Source organism: Duganella aceris (genome assembly GCF_011090165.1).
Lineage (GTDB): Bacteria > Pseudomonadota > Gammaproteobacteria > Burkholderiales > Burkholderiaceae_D > Rugamonas > Rugamonas aceris.
The window spans coordinates 18,745-33,789 of the sequence record NZ_JAADJT010000022.1; the positions used below are offsets into that span (position 1 = coordinate 18,745).

General features: G+C 63.8%; 14 protein-coding genes. 11 read left to right on the forward strand and 3 right to left on the reverse strand.

The genetic code is table 11. The features are described from left to right. Position 1: 1 nt before the first annotated feature. The gene (gene paoC, locus GW587_RS29770) at positions 2-2,194 is read left to right on the forward strand and encodes an aldehyde oxidoreductase molybdenum-binding subunit PaoC (RefSeq protein ID WP_166108533.1); all 2,193 of its coding nucleotides are present in this window, start codon (positions 2-4) and stop codon (positions 2,192-2,194) included. 38 nt (positions 2,195-2,232) lie between these two features. After that, positions 2,233-2,448 carry a hypothetical protein gene (locus tag GW587_RS29775; protein WP_166108534.1) on the forward strand — a complete coding sequence of 72 codons (216 nt, stop codon included), beginning with the start codon at positions 2,233-2,235 and terminating at the stop codon, positions 2,446-2,448. Between the two features lie 5 nt (positions 2,449-2,453). Here GW587_RS29775 and GW587_RS29780 read toward each other — a convergent pair whose 3' ends face one another. Next, positions 2,454-2,822 (reverse strand): hypothetical protein, encoded by a 369-nt coding sequence (locus tag GW587_RS29780; RefSeq protein WP_166108535.1) that lies wholly within the window; start codon positions 2,820-2,822, stop codon positions 2,454-2,456. Between the two features lie 119 nt (positions 2,823-2,941). Between GW587_RS29780 and GW587_RS29785 the strand changes: the two genes are divergently transcribed. The 5 genes from GW587_RS29785 (at position 2,942) to GW587_RS29805 (ending at position 9,890) form a co-directional block, all read left to right on the forward strand. Then, positions 2,942-6,355: a DUF748 domain-containing protein gene (locus GW587_RS29785; RefSeq protein ID WP_229259725.1), complete on the forward strand. Its 3,414-nt coding sequence runs from the start codon at positions 2,942-2,944 to the stop codon at positions 6,353-6,355. Position 6,356: 1 nt separating this feature from the next. Beyond that, a complete protein-coding gene (locus GW587_RS29790) occupies positions 6,357-7,211 on the forward strand; it encodes an EamA family transporter (RefSeq protein ID WP_166108537.1) in 855 nt (284 codons plus the stop codon). Positions 7,212-7,598: 387 nt separating this feature from the next. Next, positions 7,599-7,916 (forward strand): hypothetical protein, encoded by a 318-nt coding sequence (locus tag GW587_RS29795; protein WP_166108538.1) that lies wholly within the window; start codon positions 7,599-7,601, stop codon positions 7,914-7,916. Positions 7,917-8,014: 98 nt separating this feature from the next. Beyond that, positions 8,015-9,214: an alanine transaminase gene (gene alaC, locus GW587_RS29800; protein ID WP_166108539.1), complete on the forward strand. Its 1,200-nt coding sequence runs from the start codon at positions 8,015-8,017 to the stop codon at positions 9,212-9,214. Positions 9,215-9,299: 85 nt separating this feature from the next. Further along, positions 9,300-9,890, forward strand: a complete 591-nt coding sequence (locus GW587_RS29805; protein ID WP_207393698.1) for a hypothetical protein — start codon at positions 9,300-9,302, stop codon at positions 9,888-9,890. On the opposite strand, the gene GW587_RS29810 is transcribed toward GW587_RS29805, so the two are convergent. Then, positions 9,887-10,903, reverse strand: a complete 1,017-nt coding sequence (locus GW587_RS29810) for a zinc-binding alcohol dehydrogenase family protein (RefSeq protein ID WP_166108540.1) — start codon at positions 10,901-10,903, stop codon at positions 9,887-9,889. The two genes, GW587_RS29805 and GW587_RS29810, sit on opposite strands and share 4 nt — an antisense overlap. A gap of 98 nt (positions 10,904-11,001) precedes the next feature. On the opposite strand from GW587_RS29810, the gene GW587_RS29815 reads away from it, so the two are divergent. Beyond that, positions 11,002-11,907, forward strand: a complete 906-nt coding sequence (locus GW587_RS29815) for a LysR family transcriptional regulator (protein WP_166108541.1) — start codon at positions 11,002-11,004, stop codon at positions 11,905-11,907. An 85-nt stretch (positions 11,908-11,992) separates the two neighbouring features. Beyond that, a complete protein-coding gene (locus GW587_RS29820; RefSeq protein WP_166108542.1) occupies positions 11,993-13,066 on the forward strand; it encodes an AI-2E family transporter in 1,074 nt (357 codons plus the stop codon). A gap of 72 nt (positions 13,067-13,138) precedes the next feature. On the opposite strand, the gene GW587_RS29825 is transcribed toward GW587_RS29820, so the two are convergent. Next, positions 13,139-13,363, reverse strand: a complete 225-nt coding sequence (locus GW587_RS29825) for a hypothetical protein (protein WP_166108543.1) — start codon at positions 13,361-13,363, stop codon at positions 13,139-13,141. Between the two features lie 303 nt (positions 13,364-13,666). On the opposite strand from GW587_RS29825, the gene GW587_RS29830 reads away from it, so the two are divergent. Continuing rightward, positions 13,667-14,038, forward strand: a complete 372-nt coding sequence (locus GW587_RS29830) for a hypothetical protein (RefSeq protein WP_166108544.1) — start codon at positions 13,667-13,669, stop codon at positions 14,036-14,038. Continuing rightward, entirely contained in the window at positions 14,028-15,044 is a 1,017-nt protein-coding gene (locus tag GW587_RS29835; RefSeq protein WP_166108545.1) for a hypothetical protein, read from the forward strand. Before GW587_RS29830 ends, GW587_RS29835 begins: the two co-directional genes overlap by 11 nt. Position 15,045: the final 1 nt, after the last annotated feature.

Here is a 15,045-nt window from a genome sequence, read left to right on the forward strand (position 1 = left end):
GATGAAATTCACTACGCCTGCAACCACCAACCCCATCGATCAACTGAAGGTGGTCGGCCGCGCCACCGACCGGATCGACGGTCCGATGAAAACCACCGGCACCGCGCCCTATGCCTATGAGCACCAGGCGCCCAACGCCGCCTACGGCTACGTGGTGCACGCCGGCATCGCCAAGGGCCGCATCACGTCGATGGACGTCAGCGAAGCCAAGCGCGCGCCCGGCGTGCTGACCGTCGTCACGGCGGACACCGCCGGCAAGCTGGGCAAGGGCAACTTCAATACCGCCAAGCTGCTCGGCGGCCCTGAGATCCAGCATTATCACCAGGCGATCGCGCTGGTGGTGGCGGAGACCTTCGAGCAGGCGCGCTCGGCGGCGCAACTGGTGCGCGTCAAGTACGACCAGCAGAAGGGCGCCTACGATCTGGCGCACGCCAAGGATGGCGCCAAGCCGCCGTCGGGCGACGACAACAAGGACAGCAAGGTCGGCGATTTCGCCGGCGCGTTCGCCGCCTCGCCGGTGCGGCTGGACGCCAACTACACCACGCCCGACCAGTCGCACGCGATGATGGAGCCGCACGCCACCATCGCCGCCTGGGAGGGGGAGAAGGTCACGCTGTGGACCGCCAACCAGATGATCGACTGGAGTCGCGGCGACGTCGCCAAGACGCTCGGCATCGCCAAGGAGAACGTGCGGCTGGTGTCGCCGTACATCGGCGGCGGCTTCGGCGGCAAGCTGTTCCTGCGTTCCGAGGCGCTGCTGGCGGCGCTGGGCGCGAAGGCGGCGCAGCGGCCGGTCAAGGTCGCGCTGGCGCGGCCGATGATGTTCAACAACACCACGCACCGGCCGGCGACGATCCAGCGCATCCGCATCGGCGCCACGCGCGAGGGCAAGATCAGCGCCATCGGTCATGAAAGCTGGTCCGGCGACCTGGCCGGCGGCGGCCCGGAAACGGCGGTGTTGCAGAGCAAGCTGCTGTACGCCGGTCCCAATCGCATGACCAAGATGCGGCTGGCGGTGCTGGATCTGCCCGAGGGCAACGCGATGCGCGCGCCGGGCGAGGCGCCGGGCTTGATGGCGCTGGAGATCGCGATGGACGAGCTGGCCGAGAAGCTGAAAATGGATCCGGTCACCTTCCGCATCATCAACGACACGACGGTCGATCCGGCCAAGCGCGACCGCAAGTTTTCGCAACGGCGGCTGGTCGAGTGCCTGCGCAGCGGCGCCGACAAGTTCGGCTGGAGCAAGCGCAGCCCGCAACCCGGCAAGATGCGCGACGGCCGCTGGCTGATCGGCATGGGCGTGGCGGCGGCGTTCCGCAACAACCTTGTCCAGAAGTCGGCGGCGCGGGTGCGGCTGGACGGCAAGGGCATCGTCACGGTCGAAACCGACATGACCGATATCGGCACCGGCAGCTACACCATCATCGCGCAAACCGCCGCCGAGATGATGGGCGTGACGCTCGATCAGGTGGTGGTCAAGCTGGGCGACTCGGACTTTCCGGTGTCGGCCGGCTCGGGCGGGCAGTGGGGCGGCAACAGTTCCACCGCCGGCGTGTATGCGGCGTGCGTCAAGTTGCGCGAGGCGGTGGCGCAGAAGCTGGGCTTGAATGCGGCCGAGGCGGAGTTCGCCGGCGGCGCGGTGCGCGTCGGCGGCAAGTCGATCGCCTTGCGCAAGGCGGCCGAGGGCGGCGACGTGGTGGCCGAGGACCTGATGGAATACGGCGACCTGGACAAGAAATTCCAGCAATCGACCTTCGGCGCGCATTTCGTCGAAGTGGCGGTCGACGCCTACACCGGCGAGACGCGGGTGCGGCGCATGCTGGCGGTGTGCGCGGCGGGCCGCATCCTGAATCCGAAGGCGGCGCGCAGCCAGGTCATCGGCGCGATGACGATGGGTGTCGGCGCGGCGTTGATGGAGGATCTGGTGATCGATCATCGCGGCGGTTTCTTCGTCAACCACGATCTGGCGGGCTACGAGGTGCCGGTGCATGCCGACATTCCGCATCAGGAAGTGGTATTCCTGGATGAAACCGATCCGATCTCGTCGCCGATGAAGGCCAAGGGGGTCGGCGAGCTGGGCATCTGCGGCGTGGCGGCGGCGGTGGCCAACGCCGTCTACAACGCCACCGGGGTGCGGGTACGCGATTATCCGGTCACACTCGACAAGCTGCTGGCGAAGATGCCGATGGTGTGATTGTGCTATCCTGTTTCGACACTTTGTAAGGAGGATATATGGCTGCTTCCCATGACACTTATACTCGTCGGCAAGGTCTCAAGAAAACCTACGATGTCGAATACACGGCGTTGCACTACAAGATATCCTTGGGCACTAAGGTGCTCAAGGATATCCATCTCGACCTGCAATCCGTTCCCGTCGTCGATACCGAGGTCGCGTGGCGACACGCGGTCTCCGACATAGAGCATCTGCGCGGCATGCCGGAGGCCTGAGCCCTTCAGGCCACGGTATCGATCAGGCTGCCGAGCGTTTCGTTGCTTTTGTCTTGCTGCGCGGCCGGCGTGGCTGGTGCTTGCTTGACCTCGTCCTCCGCCGGCTTGACCACCTGCACGGTGCGGTCGGTGTCGGTCTGCAGCAGCGCGGTTTGCAGCGCCTTGATCTGATCTTCAATGCCCTGGATTTGCTGCTGCAAGGCGATGCGTTGTTCGATCGAGGAGCTGTCGTAGCCCAGCTTGGCCAGCTCTTGGGACAGGCTCGCTTCGCTCTTTTGCAGCGCGTTGATCTGCTTGAGGATGACGGCGCGTTGCGTCGTCGTTTCGACCGTGCCGGAGCCGCCGGGAATACGCGAGGTGGAGTCGATCTTCATATTTGATAATTCCCATGGTAAATATATCAAGGTTATCGGCATATTTGCGTTAACCTTTAGCCACGCCCCCGCTTGCTATACTGTCACTTGTGGCAGGCACAACAAATCAGGGGATGGTCTTGGCAATACGATGGAAGCGATGGGGGATAGGTGCCGTTGGCGCCTTGGGCGCGTATGCGCTGGCGGGCGGCTGGCTGTTGCCGAGCGTGATCAAGCATCAGCTTCCGAAAATTGTCGAGACCGAGCTGGAGCGCAAGGCCACCATCGGCGACGTCAGTTTCAATCCCTTCACGCTGCGGCTGGAGGCGAAGGATTTTCGCCTGACCGAAGTCAACGGCGCGCCCTTGTTCGGCGTCGAGGCGCTGGCGGTGGAGATGCAGTGGCGTTCGCTGTTCCGGCGCGCCTGGAGTTTCGCTGAAATCCGCGTCACCACGCCGGCCGTGCAATTGGCGATCGCGCCGGACGGCAAGTTCAATATCGCGGCGCTGATGGAGACCTTGGCCAGGCACAAGAAGGACGACGGCGACTCCAGCATGCCGCGCCTGGTCATCGAGCACTTCGCGCTGGATCAGGGACGGGTGGACATGGATGACCGGCATGCCGGCTATAAGGATGTCTACACGCCGATCACTTTTTCGCTGAATAATCTGAGCACGCTGCCCGACGAGAACGGCGATTACACGCTGAGCGCCGATGCGGGCCTGGGCGGCAAGCTGCGCTGGAAAGGCGCGGCGGCACTGAATCCGATCCGGGGCAGCGGTCTGCTGTCGCTGGAGAATGTGACCTTGCCGGGCATGGCGAAGTATCTGAAATCGTTCGCGCGGGTGGAGGTGACCAGCGGTCGCCTGTCGGCCAAGGTGCCGTATCAATTTTCGTACATGGATGGCAAGCTGGATGCCAACGTGGCCGGCGCCGGTCTGGCGCTGAGCGATCTGGCGGTCAAGCGCGATGGCGCGGCCGAGGCGTTCGTCCAGTTGAAGCAGTTGGACGTCGCCGATGTCGGCGTCGATTTGTTGAAGCGCAGCGTGCGTGTCGGCGGTGTGCATTTGAACGGTGGCGCGCTGGCCGTGCGGCGCGATGCGACGGGAGCGTTGGACCTGGCCGGGCTGGCGGTCCCCCCGTCGACCTCGGCGCCGGCCGCCGTCGCGCCCGCCACTCCGGCCAAGCCGGCCGGCTGGAAAGTCGATGTCAAACAAATCGGGTTGGATGCGTTCGCGTTCACGGCGATCGATGAGACCGCGAGTCCTGCGCTCAAGGTCAGCACGGATAATATGAAACTGAAGTTGCATGCGCAGATGGATGGCGACAAGGTCACCGTCGACGACGCGGCGTTCTCGATGGATAACCTGGCGCTGGCCAGCGGCGCGATGCCGCCGTTCAAGCTGTCGCAGCTGGGATTTGACGGCGGCAGGCTGGACTTGGCCGCGCGTCGCCTCACGCTGGCGCGCTTGTACGCGGACGGAGGCCAGCTCGACCTGTCGCGCGATGCGAAAGGGCAGTTTGTTTTCCTGAGCCGATTGCCGACGGCCGGCTCGGGCGGCGCTCCGCTCCCGGCGCGCTCGCAGCCGGCTGCCGCACCCGCTGCGGCGCCGTGGCTCGCCGACGTCAAGTCGGTCGAGCTGACCAAGTTCGGCGCGCGCTACGACGATGCCAGCACCGGCATCAAAGCCACTCTGCAAGACTTCAACTTGACATTGACCGACGTCGGAACCGACCTGAAGAAGCCGCTGGCCTTCCAGGGCGGCGTCGGCCTGCGCGAGGGCGGCCAGCTGACCGCCAAAGGCAAAGTGGTGCCGGCCACCGGCGCGGTGGACACCGAACTGAAGCTGGCCAAGCTGAGCATCGCTCCGGTGCAGCCGCTGCTGGCCAAGTACGTCAAGTTGAAGATCGCCGACGGCAGCATCTCCGCGCAGGGACGCTTGCGCACCGGCGCCGGCGGCAGCAAAGCCAATCCCGCCTTGCGCTACGATGGCTCGTTCGAGGTCGCCGAGCTGTCGCTGAACGAAGAGGACAACGACCGCTTCGCCCACTGGAAATCGGTGCGCGCCGACAAGCTGGCGCTGAGCCTGTCGCCGGATCTGCTGGACGTGGCCGAGCTGCGTGTGGTGGAACCGAACGCGATCCTGATCATCGAGAACGACCGCAGCTTCAACGCGGAGCGTTTGCTGGTCAAGCAGCCGGCCGCGGCCAAGCCTGCCGCAACGTCCGCGCCTGCGGCCAAACCGGTGGCGGGCGAGCCGTTCCCGATCCGCGTACGCCACGTGCGCTTGCAGGACGCCAAATTGGACTTCACCGACCTGAGTCTGCGGCCGCAGTTCGGCGCCAAGATTTACGAGCTGGGCGGCGTCATCACCGGCCTGTCGTCCAGGCGCGACGCGCGCAGCCAGATCGAGCTCGATGGCCGTGTCGACGAGTTCGGCCAGGCGCGCATACGCGGGCAGTTGAATCCGTTCGTGCCGGCCGATAACACCGACGTCAACGTGGTGTTCAAGAATATCGACATGGTGTCGGCTTCGCCGTACAGCATGAAGTTCGCCGGCTACAAGATCGCGCAAGGCAAGATCTCGCTGGACCTGCAATACAAGGTGCGCGACAGCCAGCTCGAAGGCAACAACCAGATCGTGCTCGACAACCTGACCCTGGGCGAGCGCATCGATAGCCCGGATGCGCTGAAGCTGCCCCTGGAGCTGGCGCTGGCCATCCTCAAGGACAGCAACGGCCGCATCGATCTCGGCGTGCCGGTTTCGGGCAATATGAACGATCCGCAGTTCAGTTATGGCGCGGTGGTGTGGAAGGCGATCGGCAACATCATGAGCCGGATCGTGACCTCGCCGTTCCGCGCGCTGGGCAATCTGTTCGGCGTCAGCGGCGACAAGCTGGAGTCGATCGACTTCGATCCGGGCAGCGACAAGGTCTTGCCGCCGCAACGCGAAAAATTGCAGCAGGTGGCGCAGATCCTGGCCAAGAAGCCGCAGTTGAAGTTGGCGGTGCCGGGGCAGTACAACGACGCGGTCGACGGCGCGGCCTTGCGCGCGCAAGCCCTGCGCCGCGTGGTGGCGACGCGCGCCGAGATCAAGCTGGCGCCGGACGAGCAGCCCGGTCCATTGGATATCGGCCAACGCAAAGTGCGCACCGCGCTGCGCGATCTGTACGCCGAACGTTTCGGCGCGGCGGAGCTGGACAAACAGAAGAAGACCGCCGAAGCCGGCGCCGGCCCGGCCGCCGCGAGCGCGGATGGCGCTGCGCAGAAGAAGCTGCCGATGTTGCAGCGCTTGGGCAAGCTGGTGCAGGGCGAGCCGCAGGTGGCGGACGCCAGCGCCTTCTACGCGGGCTTGCAGGAACGCCTGGAGAAAAACCAGGCGCTGCCGGCCGACGCCTTGCCGCAGCTGGGCGCACGACGCGCCGCCGCGATCATGGCCGCGCTGAAGGAGTCCGGCGTGGCGCCGGCTGCGGCGCATGCCGCCGCAGCAAGCACGACCGACGCCGACGCCGGCAAACCGATCGCACTCAAACTCACCTTGTCGGCCAACTGAGATGACCGACATTAAGAATCACGCAGGCCACGGCGCGCTGCTGGCCGGCTTTGCCTTGCTGGCCAGCCAGCTGTCGCTGAACGCCGGCGCGGCGGTGGCCAAGCACTTGTTCCCGCTGATCGGGGTCGAAGGCGTGACGGCCTACCGGGTCGGCTTCGCCGCCTTGCTGATGATGCTGGTGTTCCGCCCATGGCGCACGCCGCTGACCTGGACGCAGGCGGGCAACGTGGCCATCTACGGCAGCGTGATCGGTCTGATGAACCTGCTGATCTACCGCTCCTTCAGCCGCATCCCCCTGGGCATCGCGGTGGCGATCGAAGTGGCGGGGCCGCTGACGGTGGCGGTGCTGTCGTCGTGCCGGCCACGCGATATCGCGGCGGTGCTGCTGGCGGTGGTCGGCCTGTATTTCCTGCTGCCGATCCATGGTCACGCCGATCAGCTCGACCCGGTCGGCGTCGCCTATGCGGCGGGCGCGGCGGTGTGCTGGGCGCTGTACATCGTGTTCGGCAAGCGGGTGTCGGTGATGCACGGCGGGCAGTCGGTGGCGTGGGGCATGCTGGCGGCGTCGCTGTTCATCGTGCCGATCGGCGCGGTGTATTCCGGCGCGGTGCTGCTGACGCCGTCGTATATGCTGATCGGGCTGGCGATCGCGGTGATGTCGAGCGCCTTGCCGTACACGCTGGAGATGCTGTCGATGCGCAGTTTGTCGTCACGCACGTTCAGCATGTTCAGCAGCGCCGCGCCGGCGATCAGCGCGCTGGCGGGGATGGTGGTGCTGGGCGAGCATCTGACGCCGACGCAGTGGCTGGCGATCGCCAGCATCGTGACGGCGTCGGCGCTGACGTCGTTGCGCTGAATCAAACCTGCTGAGCTTGCCAGAGGGGAGAGCGCGGTCCTAACATGATTTCATGGACATCGAATCCCGGCTAGGCAAGCTCGAAGACTTCGCGGTCGAAACGCGCGAGCGCTTGACGCGGATCGAGACGCGTCTGGAGCAAACCGCAACCAAGGCCGATCTGGCGGAGGTCACTGCGACGATGATCAAATGGATCGTCGGCATCGCATTCGGCATGAGCGCCGCAGGCATCACAGTCATGACCTTCGTGCTGAACAACGCCGTGCCCAAAGCCGCGCCGTGCGAGCGCGCTTGCCCATCGTCGCTCGTCTGCCCCGGGCCGAATCGGTCCAACGTTGCATTTGTGATCAGATCGTGGCAGCATGCTGCTATTCCCCAGGAGGTCCCATGCATATCGCCCGCGCCAAACAACCCATCGCCGCCGCCGCCGTCACGCTGGTGTGCTGGATCGGCGGCGTCGCCTGCTTCCTGCCGCCGCTGCTGCAGCATACGCGCCAGTCGGTGTTGCTGATGATCGCGGCTGGCCTCGGCATCGCCATCAGCCTGATCCTGCACCTGATTTTCATCGGCATGGCCGCCAAACGCCTCGGCCGCTCGCCGGCGTTGTGGGTGATCGTCGCGCTGTGCGGCTTCCCGATCGCCTCCATCATCGGCCTGATCCTGTTCGAATGGTTCAGCGACGAGGAAAACCAGGCGCCGGCCTGAGGGCTGGACAGAAGCCGAATTGATGGGCTAGTATGGATCCCGATGCAGCATTGCATCGACGTCGCTCGGACGGTTCCGGGCGCTTACGTGAGACATCCATGACTGACACACAAACTCCGCGCAGCTTTTCGCGCATCGATCGCCTGCCTCCCTACGTTTTCAATGTCACCGCCGAGCTCAAGCTGGCGGCGCGCCGTCGCGGCGAAGACATCATCGACATGTCGATGGGTAATCCCGATGGCGCCACGCCGTCGCACATCGTCGACAAGCTGGTCGACACCGTCAAGCGGCCCGACACGCACGGCTACTCGGCCTCCAAAGGCATCCCGCGCCTGCGGCGTGCCATCACCAAGTGGTACAAGACGCGCTACGACGTCGAGTTCGACCCCGACGCGGAAGCCATCGTCACCATCGGTTCCAAGGAAGGCCTGGCGCACCTGATGCTGGCCACGCTGGACCAGGGCGACACCGTGCTGGTGCCGAACCCGAGCTACCCGATCCACATCTGGGGCGCGGTGATCGCCGGCGCCAACATCCGCTCGGTGCGGATGACGCCGGGCGTCGATTTCTTCGACGAACTGGAGCGCGCGGTGCGCGAGAGTTATCCGAAGCCGAAGATGATGATTCTCGGCTTCCCGTCGAACCCGACCGCGCAATGCGTCGAGCTGGAATTCTTCGAGCGCGTGGTGGCGTTGGCCAGGCAGCACAACATCCTGGTGGTGCACGACCTGGCCTACGCCGACATCGTGTTCGACGGCTGGAAGGCGCCGTCGATCATGCAGGTACCGGGCGCGCGCGAAGTGGCGGTGGAATTCTTTACCCTGTCCAAAAGCTACAACATGGCCGGCTGGCGCATTGGCTTCATGGTCGGCAACAAGGAACTGGTGTCGGCGCTGGCGCGCATCAAGAGCTATCACGACTATGGCAGCTTCACGCCGGTGCAGGTGGCGGCGATCGCCGCGCTGGAGGGCGACCAGGGCGCGGTCAGCGACATCTGCGCGCAATACCAGAGCCGCCGCGACGTGCTGCACAAGGGGCTGTGCGAAGCCGGCTGGCCGGTCGACAAGCCGAAGGCGTCGATGTACATCTGGGCCCGCATTCCTGAACCGTATCGCCACCTCGGTTCGCTGGAGTTTTCCAAGCTGCTGCTGGCCGAGGCCAAGGTCTGCGTCTCGCCCGGCATCGGCTTCGGCGAATACGGCGATGAGTACGTGCGCTTCGCGCTGATCGAGAACGAGGCGCGCATTCGCCAGGGACTGCGTGGTATTAAAGCCATGCTGCGCAAAACTGCGGAATAAATTCGCGTCCGTTTAAGCCGCATCAAGTGGTGTTCTTGATGCCGCGGCTACTGTAGTTCCTTGCGTTCTCACAGGAGCTGCCATCATGTCTGCCTTACCCAACGGCCACAGCGCGCGTCGCCTGATCGAAGCGGTGCGCAAACTCGAAGACTCCTTGAATTCGGCGGGGCTGCCGCGCTTCGTGGCGCGGCTGCCGGTGTGCTGGCTGAGCTGGCACTACTGCCGGGTGCTGGACAATAAAATCGCGCGCATCCGGCGCATCGCCGGCAAGTTCGAAAAATGGCGCGCATCGATTCTCAGCATTTCCAAGGAGGCGGCGGCGCAGATGGAGATGATGGACGTCGACCGCAGCATGCGCACCGATATCGAGTTCACCAAAAATGCGATGTGGGAATTGCGCGGTTACTGCATCGACGTCGGCCGCATGTTCGATCAGCTGGGCTACCAGTCGGCGCGCTTGAAGCGGCGCCAGGAAGCGTTCCTGAAGATCCTGGAGCAATCGTGCGAATCGGCCAGCGGCATGCAGCGCGCGCTGGATGCGCACGACGACGCCGTGCTGGCCTTCCTGCGCGCCGAGCAGTTGCGCGAGCGCGCTGAGGCCATCGTGGCTGCAACCGCAACCGCAACCGCCACTGCAGCGGCGCCCGCAACCGCCACGCCGGTCACGTCGGCTTAGAAGCCTTCCAGCACGATCTTGCCTTTGGCGCGGTTGGTTTCGATCAGCGCGTGCGCGCGCTTCAGGTTGGCGGCGTTGATCTTGCCGAAGCGCTCAGCCAGCGTGGTCTTGACCGCGCCGGTTTCCACCAGCTTGGCCACATCGTTCAACAGCTGATGTTGCTTCTGGATGTCGTCGGTCTCGAACATCGAGCGGGTGAACATGAATTCCCAGTGCAGCGACACGCTCTTGCGCTTGAGCAGGCGCACGTCGATCGCGGCCGGGTCGTCGATCAGCGCGACCTTGCCTTGCGGCGCGACCAGTTCGGCGATGGCGGTCCAGTGATGATCGGTCTGGTTCAGCGCGGCGACATAATTCACCGGCGGCAAGCCGAGGCGGGCGATCTCTTCGTTCAGCGGTTTGCTGTGGTCGATCACGTGATGCGCGCCCAGCTCCTTGATCCATTCGACCGTCTCCGGACGCGAGGCGGTGCCGATGATGGTCAGGCCGGTCAGCTGGCGCGCCAGCTGCACCAGAATCGAACCGACGCCGCCGGCCGCGCCGATCACCAGCAGCGACTTGCCGGCCGAGGCGCCGGCATCGCGGCTCACTTCCAGGCGCTCGAACAACAGTTCCCACGCCGTGATGGCGGTCAGCGGCAGCGCGGCGGCCTGGGCGAAGTCGAGGTTGGCCGGTTTGTGGCCGACGATGCGCTCGTCCACCAGGTGCAGCTCGCTGTTGGTGCCGGCGCGGGTCAGGGCGCCGGCGTACCAGACCTCATCGCCCGGCTTGAACAGCGTCACGTCCGGACCGACCGCCTTGACCACGCCGGCGGCATCCCAGCCGATGATCTTGGTGTCGCCGTCGGCCGGCGCGACGTTCTGGCGGATCTTGACGTCCACCGGATTGACGGAGACGGCGCGCACCTCGACCAGCAGATCGCGGCCGGTCGCTTGCGGCGCCGGCAGCTCGACGTCGATCAGGGCGTCGTCGTGGTCGATCGGGAGGGACTTGCGGTAGGCAACGGCTTTCATGGAATGCTCCGGTGAAGTGGGGATGGAGGTATCATCATTTATTTCGTGGCGATGAAAAAGAGGCGTTGTCACGAAACACCTTCAAAGAAATCAAGAAAATGTTGAGAATCGATGACCTGACCGTGTTTGTCCGCACCGCCGACCGGGGCAGCCTGTCCGCCGCCGCGCGCGAACTGGAGATTTCGCCGGCGTTGGCCAGCGCCGCCGTCAAACGGCTTGAAAACGAATTGGGTCTGCGGCTGTTCGCCCGCACCACGCGTTCGCTGCGGCTGACCGAGGAGGGTGAGCTGTATCTGCGCCACGCACGCGAAGCGCTGCGGCTGCTGAAGGAGGGCCACGACGCGCTGATCCAGGGCCAGGAAACCCTGGGCGGCACGCTGAAGATATCGATGCCGTCCGACCTGGGCCGCAACATGCTGGTCGGCTGGCTGGACCAGTTCCAGGCGCAATATCCCAAGGTCAGCCTGCAGCTCAGTGTCAGCGACAGCGTATCGGATATGTACCGGCAGCCGATCGACATCGCCATCCGCTACGGTGTGCAGGAGGATTCCGGCCTGATCGCTTTGCCGCTGGCGCCGGACAACCGCCGCGTGCTGGTGGCGTCGCCGGACTACATCAAGCAGCACGGCAAGCCGGCGATGCTGGACGAGCTGTCGCGCCACAACTGCCTGCGCTTCATGCTGGACGACGTGATCCACGACCGCTGGAGTTTCTATCCCGCCGCCGACGCCGACGCCGGGGCGGTGACGGTCGACGTCGACGGCAACCGCAGCGCCGACGACGCCGACGTGGTGCGGCGCTGGGCGGTCGCGGGACTGGGCATCGCCTACAAATCGCGGCTGGACCTGCGCGACGATATCCGCGCCGGCCGCCTGGTCATCCTGCTGCCCGACCTGCTGGGCGAACCGACGCCGCTGACCATGTTGTGCATGCACCGCTCGCAGATCACGCCGACGGTGCTGGCGCTGCGCGACTTCTTGCGCGCGCAGTGCGAGAAAGCTTAAGGACGGCTGAAAAGGGCACTGCGATGACTTGCGCAGCGACAAAATGCGCTTACCATAGCGCTAACAATAATCCTGAGAGAAAACAATGACCGAAACCCAGCGCGACCTGCTGAGCGCAGGCTTTTCGCTGACGCTGATTGCGCTGGCGGCGTTCGTGATGCAACGCTTCTTCCTGCCGCTGATCTGGGCCGGTATCCTGTGCGTGGCAACCTGGCCGCTGTACCAGCGCGTGCGGACCCGCTTCGGCCGCCGCGATGTGCTGGCCGCCGCCGTGCTGACCTTGCTGTGCGCCGGCGTCTTCATCGTGCCGGTGCTGCTGGGCGTGACCCAGGCGGCGCGGCAGGCACCGGAACTGGCCAACTACATCGTCAGCGCAAATCTGGACGGCATACCGGTGCCGGCATTCGTGCACCATATTCCCGCCATCGGCGACACCATCGCCGAATGGTGGCAAGCCACGCTGAGCCAGCCGCACGGCCTGGCGCATCTGTTGTCGGACCGCGAAATCAACGGCTTCCATTCGGCCAGCGACATGGTCAAGGTCGCCGGCGTCGGCCTGATGCACCGGCTGGTCGATTTCGGACTGGCCTTCCTGTGCCTGTTCTTTTTCTACAAGGACGGCGAAGCGCTGAACCGCCAGATCACCGCCATCGGCAGCCGCTGCCTTGGCGAACTGCGCTGGGCGCGTTACGCGGAAAAAATCCCGACCGCGATCCGCGCCACCGTCAACGGCCTGGTGCTGGTCGGCCTTGCGGAAGGTGTGCTGATTGGGATCGGCTACGCGTTCGCGGGTTTGCCGTCGCCGGCTTTATGGGCAGCGGCGACCGGCATTCTGGCGATCATTCCATTTGGCGCGCCGGTGGCCTTCGTCAGTGCGGCGGCGGTGCTGGTGTTCAACGGCGCGATACCGGCCGCGATCGCGGTGGCGGTCTGGGGCAGCATCGTGTTGTTCGTGGCGGATCACTTCGTACGGCCGCAGATGATCGGCAGCGCCACGCGCTTGCCGTTCCTGGCCGTACTGTTCGGCATACTGGGCGGGGTGGAAACCCTGGGCCTGGTCGGACTGTTTATTGGTCCGGTCGTGATGGTTCTGTTTGTGACGTTGTGGTACGAGGCGCATCCGGTTGATGACGGCTCGCCAGTTGCCAAACCCAGGTGAGGAGCGCGAGCGAGGTCGCGGCATCTGCCGGCCTGTCTTGCGACTGGATCGGACAACTGGCACCGGCAACCATTAATGCGCCTTCGACAGGATCAGCAGCCAACGGCGCATCAGCAGGATTTCCAGATGGCCAGCCTGCACGCCGGTGTCGCATTCCATGATCGGGTTCACCGCGTAGAAACGCTTGCGGAAGTCACGGCAGACCAGCATTTCGCGTTTGCCCATGCGTACCAGGAACGAGGTAGGCATATATTCCATGCCGAAGCGGGAACCGAAGCTGCTATTAACTGGTGTCATGACATTTCCTTTAAGGGAGAAGCGTTTAACGAGGAGTTCAGAATAGCATAACTACTGTATGAATAAACAGGTACTGTGTAAATAAACAGTAAATTCGTTGTTTTGTGATTTTTACGACAATTCATATCCCCTCCAGGCCATCTTTCCCGTTTTTTTGACTTTTTTGTTGCATTTGTGACAGCTGTTACTTTTCGTGAGAAATTGACAAGGTAAACCATGCAGAATCCTGTAGGAGTTATCCTACATAGAGGCATGGGGTAGCTGAGCGGCGCCGCCTCCTCCTCCCTGTTTGCACTCAAATCCATGTCAATTATTGCCGCTGTCGCGCGTATTTCCGTGTTGTCGGGGATGGCCGGTTGTTCTTCGATTTCGATTTCGACCGTGGACGGCGACCTGCTGTACTCCGGCATGCCCGGCTACCAGCATCTCCAGACTCACTCCCTGCCTCTGGCCATCAGCGCCAGAGGCGTAGGCGTTTTTGTCGGCAACGACGGCTTATCGTTCGGTTGGCTGGACGAGACGCGCGTGTATCTGCCTGGTGCGGACACCTGCCGAATGGTCGTGATCAGCGAACAGGTTGAAGAGGTGAAGAACCTGATAAAAGTACTTGGTGCCGCGTCGATTAAACCATCTGAAATTTGTATTCTCAAAAAAGGAAAATCAAATGAAAGCTAAGCTATGGCTGGTTTTGACGTGCGTCGCAGGCTTGGTCGCCTGTGCCCCGATGGAGCAGGCCCCTTTGGTGTATTCGTCCAAGATTTCGGTGGGGATCGATATGACCGGCACATCGACCGAGAACCCCGGCGTCTCGCTCTCGCTGGGTTATAAACAGGTCGATGCCGCTTACATCCCGGTTGCCGTGGCGAAGGCGTGTGATGCAACAAAAACCGCAGCGGATTGCAAGGACACCATTTATGCGCTGAAAGTGCTGCAAGGTAACCTAAGCACTCAGGACGGCGGGGAACGCCAATCGGACGTGGAGGCCAAGCGGGTGCTTGCGGACTACGACGCGGCACTGCTTAAGCTGGATGGCGCCAAGGCCGCCACCAGCAATAAACAAAGCGAATTCGGTCAGCTCAATGGACGTAAGATCGTATTGGAGCAAAAGAAGGGCCAGTCGGCCGCGCAGGAAGTTGCGCTCGCCGCCTGGCGGGTGAAGAAAGCCGCGTTGGATGCGGTGGTGGCCCCGGCCGTGCTCACCGACGCCGAACAAAAGAGCCTCGTGGATTTGAACAATAAGATTCAAGCAGGTAATCCGTACGCGTTGACTGCGGAGGAAACCAAGGAGATCGCGGGGATCGATGCGCGCATAGCGCAAGCACTAGGGGATCTGGGCAAGCTCACTGCGGAACTGCCGCCGTTGCAGGCGGCGCTGGACCAGCTGAAGCAAAAAGCGTTTGAGGCGAAGCAGTTATTGAATAGCCTGGGGCGTACCGACGCCTACTCCGTGTTCGGCCGATTCGATGCGACGACATCAGCGGAAGCGGCCGCCGGCAAGGTCAGTTTGGGCAAGGTCTTTTCCACCGGCGTGGCCTCGCAGTCCCTGGCGCAGGGACTAGGCGACTACTACAAGGCGACGGCCGTCACTTCCTGCTACGAGGCAGTCGCCAAGCTGACGACAAGCGATACCAAGAGACTGGAAATGATCGACGCCTGCATCCGCCAAGTGGCGCAACGGTGAT